The organism is Alexandriicola marinus, assembly GCF_004000435.1.
Taxonomy (GTDB): Bacteria; Pseudomonadota; Alphaproteobacteria; order Rhodobacterales; family Rhodobacteraceae; genus Alexandriicola; species Alexandriicola marinus.
In genome coordinates this window covers 101,332-117,478 of record NZ_RBVZ01000006.1, presented here as the reverse complement: position 1 = coordinate 117,478, position 16,147 = coordinate 101,332, and the positions used below count along the sequence as shown (strand labels likewise).

Here is a 16,147-nt window from a genome sequence, read left to right as displayed (position 1 = left end):
GTCTCCTCTCAGGGTATAAGGCCGATGCCCCGCGCACCCTCGATCAGGGAGGCCGCGACAAGGTGGGCATCCTCGGTCGCGGGGGGCCTTTGATCGGGAACCTGCACCACGGTCATGCCCGCGGCAAGGGCTGCGGCGACGCCCGTATCGGAGTCCTCGAACACAAGGCAGCGCGCAGGCGGTTGACCCAGCGCGCGTGCCGCATGAAGAAACAGGTCCGGCGCAGGCTTTGGCGCATCGACCCTGTCCCGCCCGAAGAGGAAATGCCTCTCGAACCGGTGACCGATCCCGGCCCGGTCGAGATTGGTCACGGCCCACGAGGTCTGGGAATTGGTCGCGACCGCCCGGGGCAAGGAAAGCCTGTCCAGATGATCAAGGAGCGCGTCGACACCGGGCCGCAGCGGGATGCCGGCGGCAAGCCGGCTGTCCATCTCGGTTTGCCAGTGAACTTCCATCGCGGGCAGATCAAAGCTCGCGCCAAAGGCCGCGCGCAGAATACCTTCGCCCTGATCCGAGGCGATACCGACGAGCGATTGCAGCACGTCCCGTCGCGGAGGCAGATCGAGCGCCACCAGCGCGGCAAGGCCCGATTCGATCATCAGGGCTTCCGTATCGAGAAGCGTCCCGTCCAGATCGAAGATGACCGCTCCGAACCGGCTCACAGCCCAGACGCGGCCAGAACCGCCTCCATGACAGGCGCGATACGGCGCGCCCAGTGACGCTGGGCATCCGGTGTCGCGATGACGTCGTTGCGCAATTCGATCAGGATGTTCGGGCGTCCATGTGCGAGGGCATGCCGATCAACGGAATCGCCCGGCAGATGGCCGCTATAGGGCTGGTTTTCGCCAACGCTCAGATCGGGTTCTTCACGCAGCCTGTCGATCATCGGCCGGGCCAGCCTGTCATCGCGGTGCGAATAGAGGATGGCGATCTGCCAGGGCCGGGGCGGACGGCCCCGAAGTTTCGGCGTGAAACTGTGGATTGCCGCGATCACGGTGTCGTTCCTGCGACCGGCCAGCCCGGCATAGGCCTCGTGATAGGGCCGGTAAAGCCGGTCGAGGCGCTGTTCCCGTTCGGCAGCGCCGGCATGGCGGTTCGCGGGTATCACTGTCCCGTCATAAAGCCGCATCAGAAGCGTGGGATCGTCCTCTCCGCGATTGGGATCGATGACAAGTCGCGAGAAATTCGACAACAGCGCAGGGCTGCGAAGTTCTTCGGCCAGCGCGCGGGTCACGCCCGCCGCACCCGGATCAAAGGCGATGTGACGCTCCATGTCTGCGGCCGGCAGACCGAGATCGCCCCCTCCGACCCAGTCGGGAACATGGTTTGTCGCGTGATCGCAGGTGATCAGCCAGCGGCCCGGATTTGCTTCACCGAGGATTTCGTAAGCATTGTGCTGCATCAGGGACCTGCTCGATCAACTTCTTTCCGGTGCACCTTCTAGGCCAGTTGTTCGAGGAAAGGAATTGCGCAATAAGGGCGCAAACAAAGAGCTGTTAGCGGTAACGCCAGCCAAGGAAATGAATCGAGGAACCCGATGAGACGTCATCGCAACGTAAAGATTGTCGCAACTCTTGGACCGGCATCGAGTGATTACAAGATGATACGCGCCCTGATGGAAGCCGGGGCAGATGTGTTTCGTCTGAACATGAGCCACGGGTCCCACGACGAGATACGCGAACGTCATGCGATCATCCGTCAGATCGAAAAGGACCTTGGAACGCCGATCGGTATTCTTGCCGATCTGCAGGGCCCCAAGCTGCGCGTCGGCACCTTTGCAAATCCCGATGGCGAGGAACTGGAAGTGGGGGCCTCTTTCCGGCTCGACCTTGCCGACAAGCCCGGCGACGCAACGCGGGTGACCTTGCCGCACAAGGAAATCTTCGACGCGCTGGAACCCGGGTCACATCTTCTGGTCAATGACGGCAAGATCAAGTTGCGGGTGCGGGACTGCGGCGCGGATTTCGCCGATTGCGAGGTGATCGTGGGGGGCACGATCTCGAACCGCAAGGGCGTGAACGTCCCCGACGTGGTTCTGCCTCTGGCGGCCCTGTCCGAAAAGGATCGCGACGATCTGGAGTTCGTCTGCGAACTGGGCGTCGACTGGCTGGCGCTGAGCTTCGTCCAGCGACCCGCCGACGTGATCGAGGCGCGCCGTCTGGCCGGCGATCGCGCCGCCATCCTGTCCAAGATCGAAAAGCCCGCGGCGGTGAACGCCTTCGACGCCATTCTCGAAGTGTCAGACGGGATCATGGTCGCGCGGGGTGATCTGGGCGTCGAGCTTCCGGTTCAGAACGTGCCGCCCATCCAGAAGCGCCTGATCCGCAAATGCCGGGCCGTGGCCAAGCCCGTGATCGTTGCCACACAGATGCTCGAATCCATGATCGACAGCCCGATGCCGACGCGGGCCGAGGTGTCCGACGTGGCCGCCGCGATCTACGAAGGCACCGATGCCGTCATGCTGTCAGCCGAAAGTGCCGCCGGTCAGTTCCCGATCGAGGCCGTCCGCACGATGGACAACGTGGCAGCCGAGGTGGAAAGCGATCCCACCTATACCGAGATCATCGAAGCCTCCCGCAAGATCGAACGGACGAGCGTCGCCGACGGGATCGTCTCGGCCGCGCGCGAGATTGCCGAGGCGACCAAGGTCGCCGCGATCTGCTGCTTTTCCGAAAGCGGGACAACCGCGCTTCTCGTTTCACGGGAACGGCCGCGCGTGCCGATCATCGCGCTGACGACCGAACCTTCGACCGCGCGCCGGCTTTGTCTGTCCTGGGGCACGAACAACGTGATTACCGGACCCATCGACCGGTTCAAGGGCGCGGTCGTCAGCGCTGTGCGCGCATCGCTCGCAGAAGGGCTGGCCACCGAAGACGACATGATCGTCGTGACGGCAGGTGTGCCGTTCAACACGCCCGGTTCCACGAATATCCTGCGTGTCGCGCCCTGTCAGGAACGTTTGATTTACAGTGCTGATCCGGAGTAGATTTTTCCCGTCATGAAAATTGCGGGGTAGGTTATGGATTGGGATCTGGCTCTGGTGGTGGGTATCGTACTCGTCGCCTTCACCTTCCCGGCGGTCATCAGCGCGTTCTCCGAAGGTCGCGCGCCCAGATCGGCGGCGATTCTCGTGATGGTCGGTGGCGGGCTTATCGCGCTCGCCCTGTATTCAGAGCCGAGTGGTTACACCTTCGCCAGCATTCCCGACGTATTCGTCCGGGTCGTCGGCCGCTACATCAACTGATTGCCGCATAAGGCCTTGCAAGCTTGGCGGGCGGGCAGTATACGGCGCGCTCGAACACCCGCGTGGATGGCCATCAGTGGCATGCCTCCCCACGCGGTACACTCTGATCCAAGGAGACGAAAATGCCCAAGATGAAGACGAAGTCGAGCTGCAAGAAGCGGTTCAAGATCACGGCCTCCGGTCGTGTCGTCGCGGCCCAGGCGGGCAAGCGTCACGGCATGATCAAGCGGACGAACAAGTTCCTCCGCAATGCCCGCGGAACAACCACGCTGTCGAAGGCTGATGAACAGATCATCAAGCCGATGATGCCGTACGCGCGCTAAGGAGGACTGAGATATGCCCCGCACCAAAGGTGGAACCGTCACCCATCGCCGTCACAAGAAGGTTCTTGATCAGGCCAAAGGTTATTATGATCGCCGGTCAACGACGTTCAAAGTGGCCCGTCAGGCCGTCGACAAGGCCAACCAGTACGCGACCCGCGACCGCAAGGTCCGCAAGCGGAATTTCCGTTCGCTCTGGATCCAGCGGATCAACGCCGGTGTCCGTGCGTTCGACGCCGACATGACCTATTCCCGCTTCATCAATGGCCTGACGCTGGCCGGGATCGAAGTGGACCGCAAGGTTCTGGCCGATCTCGCCGTGAACGAGCCCGATGCGTTCGGCGCGATCGTCGACAAGGCCCGGGCCGCCCTGGCCTGAGCCAGAGACACCCGAGAATGATCGAAGCCGCGGCCCGTCTGGTCCGCGGCTTTTTTCATTCCGAACACGCAGCCCCTGTTCTTTCATCGCAATCCCGACCATTCTTGCAGGATTGATCCGGGGTGCCCGCACATGACCAACGATCCGTTTCGTCATCATCCGGGGCTGGCTCCGCTCGTCACCCCGCCAGAGGATTCCGCCCTGCGCGAGATTACGCCAGCATTGGTGCGCGAGCAGGTTCGCGAAAACGACCTGAACCCCGATTTCGTCATCCCTGACGAGGTGCGCGATGCCTGCCGCGCCCGCGCGATGGCGGGTCGATGGGATCAGGATCTCTGGGTCTTTGCCTATGGATCGCTGATGTGGGATCCGGCTGTTCTGTTCGAGGAGTTGCGCCGTGCGCATGCTCCGGGTGTGGAACGTCGATTCATCCTGATGGACATCAACGGCGCGCGCGGCATGCCCGACAGGCCGGGGGTCATGGCCGCGCTTGATCTGGGCGACGGCTGTGATGGCCTCGTGTTCCGAATCCGGCGCGACATGCTCGAAGCCGAAACCCGCCGCTTGTGGAACCGCGAGAGAGTGGGCGCCGCCTATCAGCCCGTCTTCATTCCGGTTGAAACGGCGCAAGGCCCGATTGAGGCGCTGACCTTCCTTGCCGATCACGACACCGACGCGATCGTCGCGGACCTGCCCCACGAGGAACAGGTTCGGCTATGTGCGACTGGCGAAGGTGTTCTGGGCACAAGCCGGGACTACCTCGAGGCGCTCGCAAGGGGGCTTGTCGCGCTTGGGGTGGATGACCCGCATGTCACGTCATTTCTGGCGGACGTGCGGGCCTATCGCGGCTAGGCGCCAGATCCGGTTCAGTCATACTCGGCGATGATATCGAAATCGACGCGGGTTTTCCGGATGCCCGGCGCGCCGGGGATCGCCGTGGGCCGTGACGGCGCCGCGATGATGATATCCTCGGCCTCGAACCCGGCGGCGACAAGCATGCTCATCATCGCGATGGCCCGCATCCGCGCGGTGGCCGGCGTCTCTCCCGAACCGGGTTCGTCGGAGAATTGGCCCACGACACGAAGCTTGGCCTCGGGGCAGGCGGCCGCCGCGGCGGCCAGCTGGATCGCATTCGACAATTCCGATTGGCTGGCCGCGATGGACCGGGGCGAATAGAAGATCCGGGTCTGGCCCACGCTTTCTTCAAGCCGGGTGACGCAGACGGGCGGTGTCCGCGGCGCGAGGCCGGGGCTTGTCGAAACAGGCGTCGGGGCCGACGTCTCGATCACCGAGAACTCGACCCGCCGGTCATAAAAGGCAACCGGCTGATCGCCACGGATCGCGGCGGGCTGCCGGTCGCCAAAGCCGACCGCCCGAAAGACAGAAGTATCGATCCCTTGCGCGGCGACCCTGTCGATGACCGCCTGGGCGCGTTGTTCGCTAAGCTGCATGTTGATGGCCGGATCGCCCGAGGGATCGGAATGGCCTTCGACCTGGATCACGACGCCCGGGCAATCCTGCGCCACGAGGCCAAGAAGCCGGGCCTGTGCTATGCCCTCTTCGGCGCCGGTCGTGCCGCCGCTGGGAAAATAGACGCGCGCTTCGGCGCTCAGGACACGGAGGTCTTCGATGCATTGCGCAGTGTTGGAGATCGCCGACGGCGAGGCGTTGAACAAGGATGTCGAGACAGGCGCCGGGCTGACATCCGCGGCACGTGCCGGCTGCTCGATCGCGGCCTGTGCCGGTGCGCCGATCGCGCGGCTCACGATGTCTTCGAGCGCTTCACCTGACGTCGGACCCGGCCCTGTTCCGGCGGCCGCCAACGATGGATCCGGTTCGTCGATGGCGGGTAGTTGACCCGCAACGATCTGCGCGATCTGGGTTGCGGTGTCATCGGCTGATGCGCCCGAAAACGCTTCGCCCGGCACTGCCGATTCCGCCACGACGCTGTCGTCGGTTCCGGTTCTGCGGTCAGGCGAAGAAGCGATCTCGATCGGCGAATTGAACGTGATCGCACCGCTGAGATAGGCCATTCCGAGCGCAAAGCCGCCGCCCCCGCATACCGCGACGATCAATGCGCCAAGGAGCAGCTTCTTTCCCGTGCCGGATTTCGAATGTGCGTCGCCAATGGCGGGGCCTTGCCCCAACTGGAAATCGTCCGCCATGTCACTCGTCCCCCAAAAATGACCCAATAATGCGATGCCCGGTTCTGGCAGCCGTCGGTGAACCCAGGAATCGCTCAATCTATATGCGGTGAGTGTAACAAACCGCGACAATTGGTGTCACCACCCGAGGTGTAGGATCGCAGCAAAAAATCAATACCGCATGATGTGTCGCTTGATTTCTCATCGGTGGTGACGGCGGATCGGCTTTCGGTGTCCGCTCTGCGCGTTGGTTCGGCAGATGCCCTGCGCCCCTTGCCAATTATTGGGCGCTTTGACTGTTTTTCGGGCGGCTGTAATTCCCTGTGCGACTGTGGAGCGCGGTTCGCGCGCCGTGGTGTGGACGATCCCGATGGGCTGGCTGAGGATCGGTCTCGCAATACGAAGGACAGTCACGTGTATCCCGGACCTGAAATCGACAATCGGGTGGCCTCCCCGATACAGGGCTATATGGCCCGGCTTCGCGACCGAATGCTTGAGAACCGCGACGGCGAGGTGGCAAGCTATATTCCCGAACTCGCCAAAGCCGATCCCGAAGCCTACGGCATGGCCGTCGTGACGCTGGATGGCACCTGCTACACCATCGGCGAGGCAGATGTTCCCTTCACGATCCAGTCCATGTCCAAGCCATTCACCTATGGCGCGGCGCTGATGCGTCACGGTCGGGAAAAAGTCCTGCGACATGTCGGGGTCGAGCCGACGGGCGAGGCGTTCAATTCGATCATCCTCGATGAGACGAACAACCGCCCGTTCAATCCGATGGTCAACGCCGGTGCGATCTCTGTCGCGTCGCTTCTGACGGGGCCCGGCGATGTCGATCAGATGCGGCAGCTGTTCAGCCGCCTTGCCGGACGTGACCTTGCGATCGATCAGGATGTCTATGTTTCGGAAAAGGCCACGGGGCATCGAAACCGGGCGATCGCCTATCTGATGCTGAATTCGGGCATGATCGAGAATGATCCCGAAGAGGTGCTCGACCTCTATTTCCAGCAATGCGCGATCGAGGTGACATGTGCCGACATGGCGCGGATGGCGGCGGTTCTGGGCAATATGGGCGTCGCTCCCGGGACGGAGGATCGGATCTTTTCGGCCGATGCCGTTCAGGATGTGCTGACCCTGATGAATACCTGCGGCATGTACGATTATGCTGGGCAATGGGCCTATGAGGTGGGGATTCCCGCAAAAAGTGGGGTCGCAGGCGGGATCATCGCCGTTCTTCCAGGGCAGGGCGGCATCGCCGTCTGGTCGCCCCGGCTCGATACCTTCGGCAACAGCGTGCGCGGCGTGGAGACCTGCCGCGAGGTGTCGCGGACATTCGGGCTTCATGCCTTTGCCCAGTCGAACCAGCCGGGCACGGTGATCCGCCACAGCTATCACCTCGGGGAGGCAGGCTCGAAACGGGTGCGCTCGGCGGGTGCGCGGGCCTATCTGCGCGAACATGGACGAAAGGTGCTGGTCCTCGAGCTTCAGGGGGCGCTGCGGTTCGGTGGGATGGAGACGGTGATCCGAACCCTGACCGAGGGCGCTGCCACGTTTTCCGAGATCGTGATCGATCTGGCACGGGCAGGCTCGGTCGAACGGCCTGCGGCGCGGATGCTGGTCCAGTCCCTGATGACGTTCTGCAACACTGGTTACCGGGTAACGCTGTCTGGCGTGTCCGGCGCAGGATCAAGCGGGCTTGTCCGTGTCGAGGCGGAGGCCGAGGGCCTCCCGGTGGAGTTTCTTCCCGATCTGGACGCCGCGCTGGAACAGGCCGAGACGCGGCTGCTGATGGGGCATCAGGAAATGTCGGATACCGCCCGCTATGCCCTGCCCGACATGGGCATTCTGTCGGGTCTGTCGTCCGAGGATTACCGCGCGCTGGAATCCATCGTGCGGGTCTACCGCTACGGCGATGGGGAACAGATCATCGCGCATGACGCCCAGGTCGAGGCGGTCTTTCTGGTCGCGAGCGGCGTTGTGGATCTGACATTGCCCGGCGCTGACGGGCGGTCCCGGCGGCTTGTCTCAGTGGGGCCCGGCCAATGCTTTGGCGAAGCGGCGCTTGCCGACGGCGCGGCCACGGCCGCCGATGCCCACGCCAAGGGTGCGGCCACCTGCTATGCGCTGCCGGTGGCGGAGTTGCGGGACCTGTCAGCGGAGCGGCCGGGCCTGATCCCCGCGATCCTGTCGAATGTCGTGCGCAGCCTCGGTGCGCGGCTGCGTCATGCCCATGACGAGATCCGCCGCCTTGAATAGCCCTGCGCGCGGTTGCAAATCGCGGCCCCCGGCGCTAACCGTCCTGCGACGGTTTCTTGGGGATTGTTCATGGACGACCTGCGCGACAAATACATCGACCTGATTGCCGGTGCCGCCGACGAGGCTGCGCTCGAAGAGTTGCGGGTTCAGGCCGTCGGCAAGAAGGGCGAAATCAGCCTCAAGATGCGCGAACTGGGCAAGATGACCCCCGAAGAGCGTCAGGTTGCCGGCCCCGCGCTCAACGCCCTGAAGGACGAGATCAACGCCGCCCTTGCCGCCCGCAAGACCGCACTGGCCGATGCCGCCCTGGAAGAGCGTCTCAAGGGGGAATGGCTGGACGTGACCTTGCCCGCCCGCGCCCGGGCGCAGGGCACGATCCACCCGATCAGCCAGGTGACCGAGGAAATCACGGCGATCTTTGCCGACATGGGTTTCAGCGTCGCGGAAGGGCCGCAGATCGAAAGCGACTGGTACAATTTCGACGCGCTCAACATCCCGGGCCACCACCCCGCGCGGGCCGAGATGGATACGTTCTATACCCACCGCGCCGACGGCGATAACCGCCCGCCGCATGTGCTGCGCACCCATACCTCGCCCGTCCAGATCCGCACGATGGAAAAGACCGGCGCGCCGATCCGGATCATCTGCCCGGGCCGCGTCTATCGCGCCGATTACGACCAGACCCATACGCCGATGTTCCATCAGGTCGAGGGTCTGGCGATCGACCGTGACATCTCGATGGCGAACCTGAAATGGGTCCTTGAGGAATTCTTTACCGCGTTCTTCGGAACAGAGGTGAAGACCCGGTTCCGGGCTTCGCATTTCCCGTTCACCGAACCTTCGGCCGAAGTCGATGTTCAATGCGAATGGGTCGACGGGCAGGTCAAGGTCGGGCAGGGCGATGACTGGCTCGAGGTTCTGGGTTCGGGCATGGTGCATCCCAACGTGCTGCGCAACGCGGGCATCGATCCGGACGAGTGGCAGGGCTTTGCCTTCGGGATCGGGATCGACCGGCTGGCCATGCTGAAATACGGCATCCCCGACCTGCGCGCGTTCTTTGACAGCGATCTGCGCTGGCTGCGCCACTATGGTTTTTCGGCGCTCGACGTGCCGACGCTGCACGGGGGTGCGTGACGCCGGGATGACGCTCGCGCGTGCCGCGCATCGCCCCACCCGCCGTCCCTTGCAGGTTTGTTCCCCACCCTGGCCAGGTCACCTTTCCTTGCCGGATGCTCCGGGCTAGGCTTTCGGTGTCTGTTCAGGGAGGGTACCCATCGTGATGATCCGCACCGCCGCCACCTGTGTCGCGGCCTTCATTTCCGCCGCGCCGGCCGTGGCCGACGAGGTCTGGTCCACCCCGCGCGGTGATGCCTACTACTCCGAAGAGATGGAAGGCTTTGCCATGTACCGCCTGCCGTGGGGCGAGATCGAGGCCACGCTCTATTTCGAAGGGCTGGCCGGGAACTATGACAATCGCGATATTCACGAAGGATACTGGATCGCGCCCGGCGCGGGGGATTGCCCGGCCGCGCTTGTCGGGATCGACGACCAGATATCGACGGATTGGGGCCGGGTGACGCTTGTCTTCGACAGGCCGTCCTTTCCCACCGGCTGGAGCGCGATCTTCACCACCTGTTTCAACGACGATCCCTTCACGATCCGTGGCGACCTGATGCAATAGGCCCGGCTGGACAGCGCGGCAGGGGGGCTTACCTCCCCGGGTATGCGACGCACACTTGCCCCAATTGCCATCGGCGCCTTGCTTGCCCTGATCGTGGGTGGGCATGTCGCGCTTTGGCTGTCCGATGCACCGTTCGGGGCCAAACTCAGGCTGACGGTCCTGAACGCGCTGGGCTGGGCCGTGATCCTGCTGCCAGCGCTGGGCGTGTCGCTTTGGCTCAAGGCGCACAAGCATCAAGGCCGCAGCCGGCGTGACTAGGCGGAGGGCGGCTTTATCCCGCCACGTATCTGGGCTAGACCCCCGCTGACACATATTTTTCGACGGATGACGCGCGATGAAATTCACCCTGAGCTGGCTCAAGGATCACCTCGACACCGATGCGACGGTCGATGAGATCGCGGAGGCGCTGACGGATCTGGGCCTCGAGGTCGAGGGGATCGAGAACCCCGCCGCACGACTGGCCGATTTCACCATCGGCAAGGTCCTCAAGGCTGAAGAACACCCGGATGCCGACAGGTTGAGGGTCTGCCAGGTTGCGACCGATCAGGGCGAAAAGCAGATCATCTGCGGGGCGCCCAATGCGCGCGAGGGGATCACCGTCGTCATCGCGCATCCCGGTGTCTATGTGCCGGGCATCGACGTGACGCTGGGTGTCGGCAAGATCCGTGGCATCGAAAGCTACGGCATGATGTGTTCCGAGCGCGAGATGAAGCTGTCGGACGAACATGACGGCATCATCGAACTGCCTTCGGGCGAGGTCGGTGACCGGTTCATCGACTGGCTGGCCGAGAATGATCCCGCTAAGGTCGATCCGGTTATCGAGATCGCGATCACGCCCAACCGTCCCGATGCGCTGGGGGTCGAGGGCATCGCCCGCGATCTGGCCGCCCGTGGGCTGGGGCAGCTGATCGCGCGTCCGTTCACGCCCGTCGCGCCCAGCTTCGAGGCCGGGATCGCCGTGACGATCGACGAGGATACCCGCGATGGCTGTCCGCTGTTCTGCGGCACGCTGATCCGTGGCGTGAAGAACGGGCCATCGCCCGAATGGCTTCAGGACAGGCTGCGTGCCATCGGCCTGCGGCCGATCAACTTCCTCGTCGATGTGACGAACTTCTTTACCTATGACCGCAACCGACCTCTGCACGTCTTCGACGCGGACAAGGTCGCGGGCGATATCCGGGTTCACCGTGCCAAGGGCGGGGAACAGATCCTCGCGCTCGATGGCAAGACCTATACCTTCGAGGCGGGTCAGATGATCATCTCGGACGGCAATGGCCCCGAAAGCATCGCGGGTATCATGGGCGGCGAAGAGACCGGCTGCACCGACGAGACCGTGAACGTCTTCATCGAGAGCGCCTATTGGGACCCGATCCAGATCGCCTATACGGGCCGCTCGCTGAAGATCAATTCCGATGCCCGTTACAGGTTCGAAAGGGGTGTCGATCCGGCTTTCACGCCGCAAGGGCTTGATATGGCGGTGCGCATGATCGTCGATCATGCGGGCGGCGAAGCGTCCGAGATGATCGTCGCGGGTGCCGTGCCCGACACTTCGCGCGCCTATCGGCACGATGCCGACAGATGTTCGTCTCTCGTGGGCATGGATATCCCGGCCGACACCCAGCGCGCCGTTCTGGAGGCGCTGGGCTTTGTCATGGATGGCGACATGGCCCAAGTGCCCAGCTGGCGCCCCGACGTGATGGGCGAGGCCGACCTTGTCGAAGAGGTTGCGCGGATCGTATCGCTGACCAAGCTCGAGGGCAAGCCGCTGTCGCGGGTCGAGCCGGGCGTGCCTGCCCCGATCCTGACGCCGACCCAGCGCAAATCCGGCGCGGCCCGGCGGATGTGTGCCTCGTTGGGCCTGAACGAATGCGTCACCTATTCCTTCATCGATCAGGAGGTCGCGGCCCTGTTCGGCGGCGGTGACGACGCGACGATGCTCGAAAACCCGATCTCGAGCGAGATGAGCCATATGCGCCCCTCGCTCCTGCCCGGGCTCTTGCGGGCAGCGGCGCGCAATCAGGCGCGCGGTTTCGGCGATATGGCGCTGTTCGAGGTCGGCGATGCCTTCCACGGCGGCGAACCCGGAGAACAGCACCTTCAGGTCGTGGGCATTCGCGTGGGCCGGACCGGCCCCAAGGATGTGCATGGCACATCGCGGGCGCTCGATGTCTATGACGCCAAGGCCGATGCCGAGGCCGTCCTGTCGGCGCTGGGCGCGCCCGAGAAGGTTCAGATCCTGCGCGGTGCAGACGAGTGGTGGCATCCGGGCCGGCATGGCCGCATCTGCCTCGGCCCGAAAAAGACGCTTGGGATCTTTGGTGAATTGCACCCGAAAATCCTGCGCGAACTGGATGTGAAGGGGCCTGTCGTGGCCTTCTGCATCTGGCCCGACGAGATTCCGGCCTCCCGGTCGAAATCGACCGCGCGCGGTGCGCTTGCCATCTCTGATCTGCAGCCCGTGGAGCGCGACTTTGCCTTTGTCGTCGATCGCGGGGTCGAGGCGCTGACGCTGGTCAACGCCGCACAGGGGGCCGACAAGGCGCTGATCGCCGAGGTTCGGGTCTTTGACGAATTCGTCGGCGGAAGCCTCGGCGATGACAAGAAATCGCTGGCGATCACCGTCCGCCTTCAGCCGACCGACACGACGCTGAAGGATGCCGATATCGATGCGGTGGCGGCGAAGATCGTCGAAAAGGTCGAGAAAGCCACGGGCGGCACGCTACGCGGGTAAGCCTCGATCATGGGCATGAAGGGAGAATGCACATGCTGAAAGTCTATCTGTCCGGTGAGATTCACACCGACTGGCGCGAGCAGATCATGGGCGGGGCAAAGGGCCTCGATGTCGTGTTCAGCGCGCCGGTAACCGATCATGCGGCCAGTGACGATTGCGGTGTCGCCATCCTTGGCGCCGAAGAGAACAAGTTCTGGCACGACCACAAGGGCGCGATGGTCAATGCGATCCGCACCCGCAAGGGGATCGAGGATGCCGATATCGTCGTCGTCCGCTTTGGCACCCAGTACAAGCAGTGGAACGCCGCCTTCGACGCGGGCTATGCCGCGGCGCTTGGAAAGTCGCTCATCATCCTGCATCCGCCCGAGCATGCTCACGCGCTCAAGGAGGTGGATGCCGCGGCACTGGCCGTCGCCGAAGAGCCGGGGCAGGTCGTCGATATCCTGCGCTATGTTCTGAACGGCACGCTGCCCTAGAGCGCGTCAGGCACCGGTGATCTGACCAAGCACAAAGAGGGGGATCGTCGAGGCGATCCCCATCATGACCAGGCCCAGAACGACGAAAAGCCCGTCCCGCGCCAGAAGACTGATCGAAAAGAAGATCACCGCCGTCCCCAGAATTGAGGACGAAAAGGGCACCAGCTCCAGAAACGGCATCGCCAGCCCGCAGATCAGGCAGGCCACCGGCACCAGCCACGACAAGGGTCGGTGACGAAATATCCGAAGCCTTTCGGTCGTGCGCTCGTCAATCCAATCTGCCACCCGGTGGAGCCGGGCCAGCGCCCGTTTCAGGCGCGGCCCATTGACCCTTCGGTCAAGGATGAACCCGGGCAGCCAGAGGTGCCGGCGCCGCAGGACGATCTGGATCGAGATCAGCGCGATGCTGAGTCCGCAGATCGTCGAGAACAGCGGAATCCCCGACAGGGGGGAGACCACGAGGATCGCGGGCACCGTCAGCGCCGGGACGAACGAGGCCTCGCCGAAGGCGCGAAGCAGCATCCGCAGATCGACCGTTTCGGCATCACCCAGCGCCTCGAGCCGGCCGATCATGGCGCGCAGCGGATGGTGGGGATCAACATCGGTGTCTGACATGCGGGGCGCCCGATCAGAGCGGCAGGGCCGTCGTCTGGCGAACGGTCCTGAGCGCGAACGACGACTGGATCTGCGCGACGCCGGGCAGGGAGGCCAAATGCCGCCGGTGCAGCCGGGCGAAATCGTCGGTGTCACGCGCCACCACCTTGAGAAGGTAGTCGGCCGTGCCCGCCATCAGATGGCATTCGAGAACCTCGGGCACCCGGGCGACCGCCTTCTCGAATGCGTCGAGAACCTCGTCCGCCTGACCGCTGAGCGTGATCTCGACAAAGACGGTGGCGGGACGGCCGACCTTGCGTGGATTGACAAGCGCGACGTAGCCGCGAATCCACCCCTCCTGCTCAAGGCGCTGAACCCGCCTGTGACAGGCCGAGGGCGACAGGTTCACCTGCTCGGACAGCTGTGCATTCGACAGCCGGCCGTCACGTTGAAGCGCGGCAAGCAGGCGTCGGTCCGTATCGTCAATCTGCGACATGCGCGTTGATCTTTCGTCTTTGGATGAATTGGCGCAACGATTTCCCGCGACCGTGCCAAAAGGCACAAGGAATGTCCAAGCAATTGCGGGGCGGGGCGCGCATGCTGAGATCAGACAGGAGGAGTCGCTCATGCATATCGGATGCCCGAAAGAGATCAAACCGCAGGAGTTTCGCGTCGGCCTGACGCCCAATGCCGCGCGGGAGGCCGTGTCGCATCGCCATAAGGTGACCGTCGAGGCGGGCGCGGGTCAGGGGGCGGGGTTCGAGGATGCGGATTACGAGGCGGCGGGCGCCCTGATCGCGCCGGATGCCGGGACCATCTTCGCGACCGCAGACCTGATCGTGAAGGTCAAGGAACCGCAGCCCGTGGAACGGGCGATGCTACGGGACGGGCAGATCCTCTTTACCTACCTGCATCTCGCGCCCGATCCCGATCAGACCCGCGACCTGATTGCCTCCGGTGCGACCTGCATCGCCTACGAGACGGTGACGGATGATCGTGGTGGTCTGCCGCTTCTGGCGCCGATGTCCGAAGTGGCGGGGCGACTTGCCCCGCAGGTCGGAGCCTGGACGCTGCAAAAGGCCAACGGCGGGCGGGGTGTCCTGATGGGCGGCGTTCCGGGTGTTGGCCCCGCGCGTGTGGTCGTGATCGGCGGTGGTGTCGTCGGAACCCACGCGGCACGGGTGGCAGCGGGCATGGGCGCGGATGTGACAGTGCTCGACCGGTCGATCCAGCGGCTGCGCTACCTTGATGATACGTTCGGAACCCTGTTCGGAACGCGCTATGCCAGCCGGGGCAACACGGCCGAACTGGCGGCCGAGGCCGACATGATCATCGGGGCTGTGCTGATCCCCGGCGCGGCGGCCCCCAAGCTGATCTCGAAAGACCAGTTGTCAGATCTCAAGCCCGGTGCGGCCCTTGTCGACGTGGCCATCGATCAGGGTGGGTGTTTCGAGACATCCCGTCCAACGACCCACGAAGATCCGATCTACGACGTCGACGGCATCATGCATTACTGCGTGGCCAACATGCCGGGTGCGGTGGCCCGCACCTCGACGATTGCGCTGGGCAACGCGACACTGCCGTTCCTGCTCGATCTGGCCGACAAGGGCTGGCGCAAGGCCTGCGAGGAAGACCCCAACCTGTTGAACGGTCTGAACGTGCATGCCGGTCGACTGACCTACTATGCAGTGGGCAAGGCGCTCGGGATCGACGTTCTGTCGCCGTCCCTGGCCCTGAAAGAGGGCTAGAGACATCGAAAAAGAGGCGCTGATTGCTCAGCGCCCCTTGCGTCTGACGATTGTCGAGAAGGATCAGGCCTGAGCCTTCAACGCGTCGCGAATTTCGGCCAGCAGTTCCTCGGCCGTGGGGCCCTTGGGCTCTTCGGCGACGGGCTCTGCGGGCTTCTCTGCTGCGGACTTGATGCGGTTGACCATCTTGACCAGCATGAAGACCACGAAGGCCACGATCAGGAAGTTGATGACGGCCATGATGAAGTTGCCGACGGCAAAGACGGATACCCCGGCCTCGGTGCATGCTGCGACGGATGCGCATTCGCCCTCGCCCAGCACATAGAACCAGCCCGAGAAATCGATCCCGCCGGTAAAGAGCGCGATGATCGGGTTGATCAGGTCGCCCACGAGCGACGTGACGATCGCCGTGAAGGCGGCGCCGATGATGATGCCGACGGCCATGTCCATGACATTGCCTTTGGCGATGAAATCCTTGAATTCGTTAAGCACGAGACTGTCCCCACTCACTGTTTGTCTTTGCATATGGCCGGTCGTTGATGCCTGCCTTCGCAACGATGCACACTCTTAAAGC

18 protein-coding genes are annotated in these 16,147 nt (G+C 63.7%); 12 read left to right on the top strand and 6 right to left on the bottom strand.

What is annotated here, in order from left to right:
* Window positions 1–8: 8 nt before the first annotated feature.
* Together EP376_RS16725 and EP376_RS16720 are read right to left on the bottom strand one after the other, a co-directional pair.
* Window positions 9–662 carry an HAD family hydrolase gene (locus EP376_RS16725; protein ID WP_164744959.1) on the bottom strand — a complete coding sequence of 218 codons (654 nt, stop codon included), beginning with the start codon at window positions 660–662 and terminating at the stop codon, window positions 9–11.
* A complete protein-coding gene (locus EP376_RS16720; protein WP_127656758.1) occupies window positions 659–1,402 on the bottom strand; it encodes an N-formylglutamate amidohydrolase in 744 nt (247 codons plus the stop codon). The genes EP376_RS16725 and EP376_RS16720 overlap by 4 nt, the downstream gene beginning before the upstream one ends.
* Before the next feature lie 135 nt (window positions 1,403–1,537).
* On the opposite strand from EP376_RS16720, the gene pyk reads away from it, so the two are divergent.
* The 5 genes from pyk to EP376_RS16695 all read left to right on the top strand — a co-directional run bounded on the left by pyk (window position 1,538) and on the right by EP376_RS16695 (window position 4,795).
* Entirely contained in the window at window positions 1,538–2,986 is a 1,449-nt protein-coding gene (gene pyk / locus EP376_RS16715; protein ID WP_127656757.1) for a pyruvate kinase, read from the top strand.
* A gap of 33 nt (window positions 2,987–3,019) precedes the next feature.
* The gene (locus EP376_RS16710) at window positions 3,020–3,244 is read left to right on the top strand and encodes a hypothetical protein (protein ID WP_127656756.1); all 225 of its coding nucleotides are present in this window, start codon (window positions 3,020–3,022) and stop codon (window positions 3,242–3,244) included.
* Between the two features lie 122 nt (window positions 3,245–3,366).
* Window positions 3,367–3,567, top strand: coding sequence for a 50S ribosomal protein L35 (gene rpmI, locus EP376_RS16705; RefSeq protein ID WP_127656755.1), 201 nt, complete (start codon window positions 3,367–3,369; stop codon window positions 3,565–3,567).
* A gap of 13 nt (window positions 3,568–3,580) precedes the next feature.
* Window positions 3,581–3,943 carry a 50S ribosomal protein L20 gene (rplT, locus tag EP376_RS16700; RefSeq protein WP_127656754.1) on the top strand — a complete coding sequence of 121 codons (363 nt, stop codon included), beginning with the start codon at window positions 3,581–3,583 and terminating at the stop codon, window positions 3,941–3,943.
* Between the two features lie 132 nt (window positions 3,944–4,075).
* Window positions 4,076–4,795 (top strand): gamma-glutamylcyclotransferase, encoded by a 720-nt coding sequence (locus EP376_RS16695; protein ID WP_127656753.1) that lies wholly within the window; start codon window positions 4,076–4,078, stop codon window positions 4,793–4,795.
* Between the two features lie 14 nt (window positions 4,796–4,809).
* Here the strand turns inward: EP376_RS16695 and EP376_RS16690 are convergent, their stop codons facing one another.
* Window positions 4,810–6,108: an OmpA family protein gene (locus EP376_RS16690; protein WP_127656752.1), complete on the bottom strand. Its 1,299-nt coding sequence runs from the start codon at window positions 6,106–6,108 to the stop codon at window positions 4,810–4,812.
* 393 nt (window positions 6,109–6,501) lie between these two features.
* Here EP376_RS16690 and glsA point away from each other — a divergent pair, with 393 nt between their 5' ends.
* The 6 genes from glsA (at window position 6,502) to EP376_RS16660 (ending at window position 13,231) form a co-directional block, all read left to right on the top strand.
* Window positions 6,502–8,343, top strand: a complete 1,842-nt coding sequence (glsA, locus tag EP376_RS16685; protein ID WP_127656751.1) for a glutaminase A — start codon at window positions 6,502–6,504, stop codon at window positions 8,341–8,343.
* A 69-nt stretch (window positions 8,344–8,412) separates the two neighbouring features.
* Window positions 8,413–9,477, top strand: a complete 1,065-nt coding sequence (gene pheS, locus EP376_RS16680; RefSeq protein ID WP_127656750.1) for a phenylalanine--tRNA ligase subunit alpha — start codon at window positions 8,413–8,415, stop codon at window positions 9,475–9,477.
* A gap of 142 nt (window positions 9,478–9,619) precedes the next feature.
* Window positions 9,620–10,024, top strand: coding sequence for a hypothetical protein (locus tag EP376_RS16675; RefSeq protein WP_127656749.1), 405 nt, complete (start codon window positions 9,620–9,622; stop codon window positions 10,022–10,024).
* A gap of 42 nt (window positions 10,025–10,066) precedes the next feature.
* Window positions 10,067–10,282 carry a phenylalanyl-tRNA synthetase subunit beta gene (locus EP376_RS16670; RefSeq protein ID WP_127656748.1) on the top strand — a complete coding sequence of 72 codons (216 nt, stop codon included), beginning with the start codon at window positions 10,067–10,069 and terminating at the stop codon, window positions 10,280–10,282.
* Between the two features lie 76 nt (window positions 10,283–10,358).
* A complete protein-coding gene (gene pheT / locus EP376_RS16665) occupies window positions 10,359–12,755 on the top strand; it encodes a phenylalanine--tRNA ligase subunit beta (protein WP_127656747.1) in 2,397 nt (798 codons plus the stop codon).
* Between the two features lie 32 nt (window positions 12,756–12,787).
* Window positions 12,788–13,231: a YtoQ family protein gene (locus EP376_RS16660; RefSeq protein WP_127656746.1), complete on the top strand. Its 444-nt coding sequence runs from the start codon at window positions 12,788–12,790 to the stop codon at window positions 13,229–13,231.
* A gap of 6 nt (window positions 13,232–13,237) precedes the next feature.
* Here the strand turns inward: EP376_RS16660 and EP376_RS16655 are convergent, their stop codons facing one another.
* Together EP376_RS16655 and EP376_RS16650 are read right to left on the bottom strand one after the other, a co-directional pair.
* A complete protein-coding gene (locus EP376_RS16655; RefSeq protein ID WP_127656745.1) occupies window positions 13,238–13,846 on the bottom strand; it encodes an exopolysaccharide biosynthesis protein in 609 nt (202 codons plus the stop codon).
* A 13-nt stretch (window positions 13,847–13,859) separates the two neighbouring features.
* Complete coding sequence (locus EP376_RS16650) at window positions 13,860–14,321, bottom strand: Lrp/AsnC family transcriptional regulator (RefSeq protein WP_127656744.1); 462 nt, start codon at window positions 14,319–14,321, stop codon at window positions 13,860–13,862.
* A gap of 130 nt (window positions 14,322–14,451) precedes the next feature.
* Here EP376_RS16650 and ald point away from each other — a divergent pair, with 130 nt between their 5' ends.
* A complete protein-coding gene (gene ald, locus EP376_RS16645) occupies window positions 14,452–15,573 on the top strand; it encodes an alanine dehydrogenase (RefSeq protein WP_127656743.1) in 1,122 nt (373 codons plus the stop codon).
* A 63-nt stretch (window positions 15,574–15,636) separates the two neighbouring features.
* Here the strand turns inward: ald and mscL are convergent, their stop codons facing one another.
* Window positions 15,637–16,065 carry a large conductance mechanosensitive channel protein MscL gene (gene mscL, locus EP376_RS16640; RefSeq protein WP_127656742.1) on the bottom strand — a complete coding sequence of 143 codons (429 nt, stop codon included), beginning with the start codon at window positions 16,063–16,065 and terminating at the stop codon, window positions 15,637–15,639.
* Window positions 16,066–16,147: the final 82 nt, after the last annotated feature.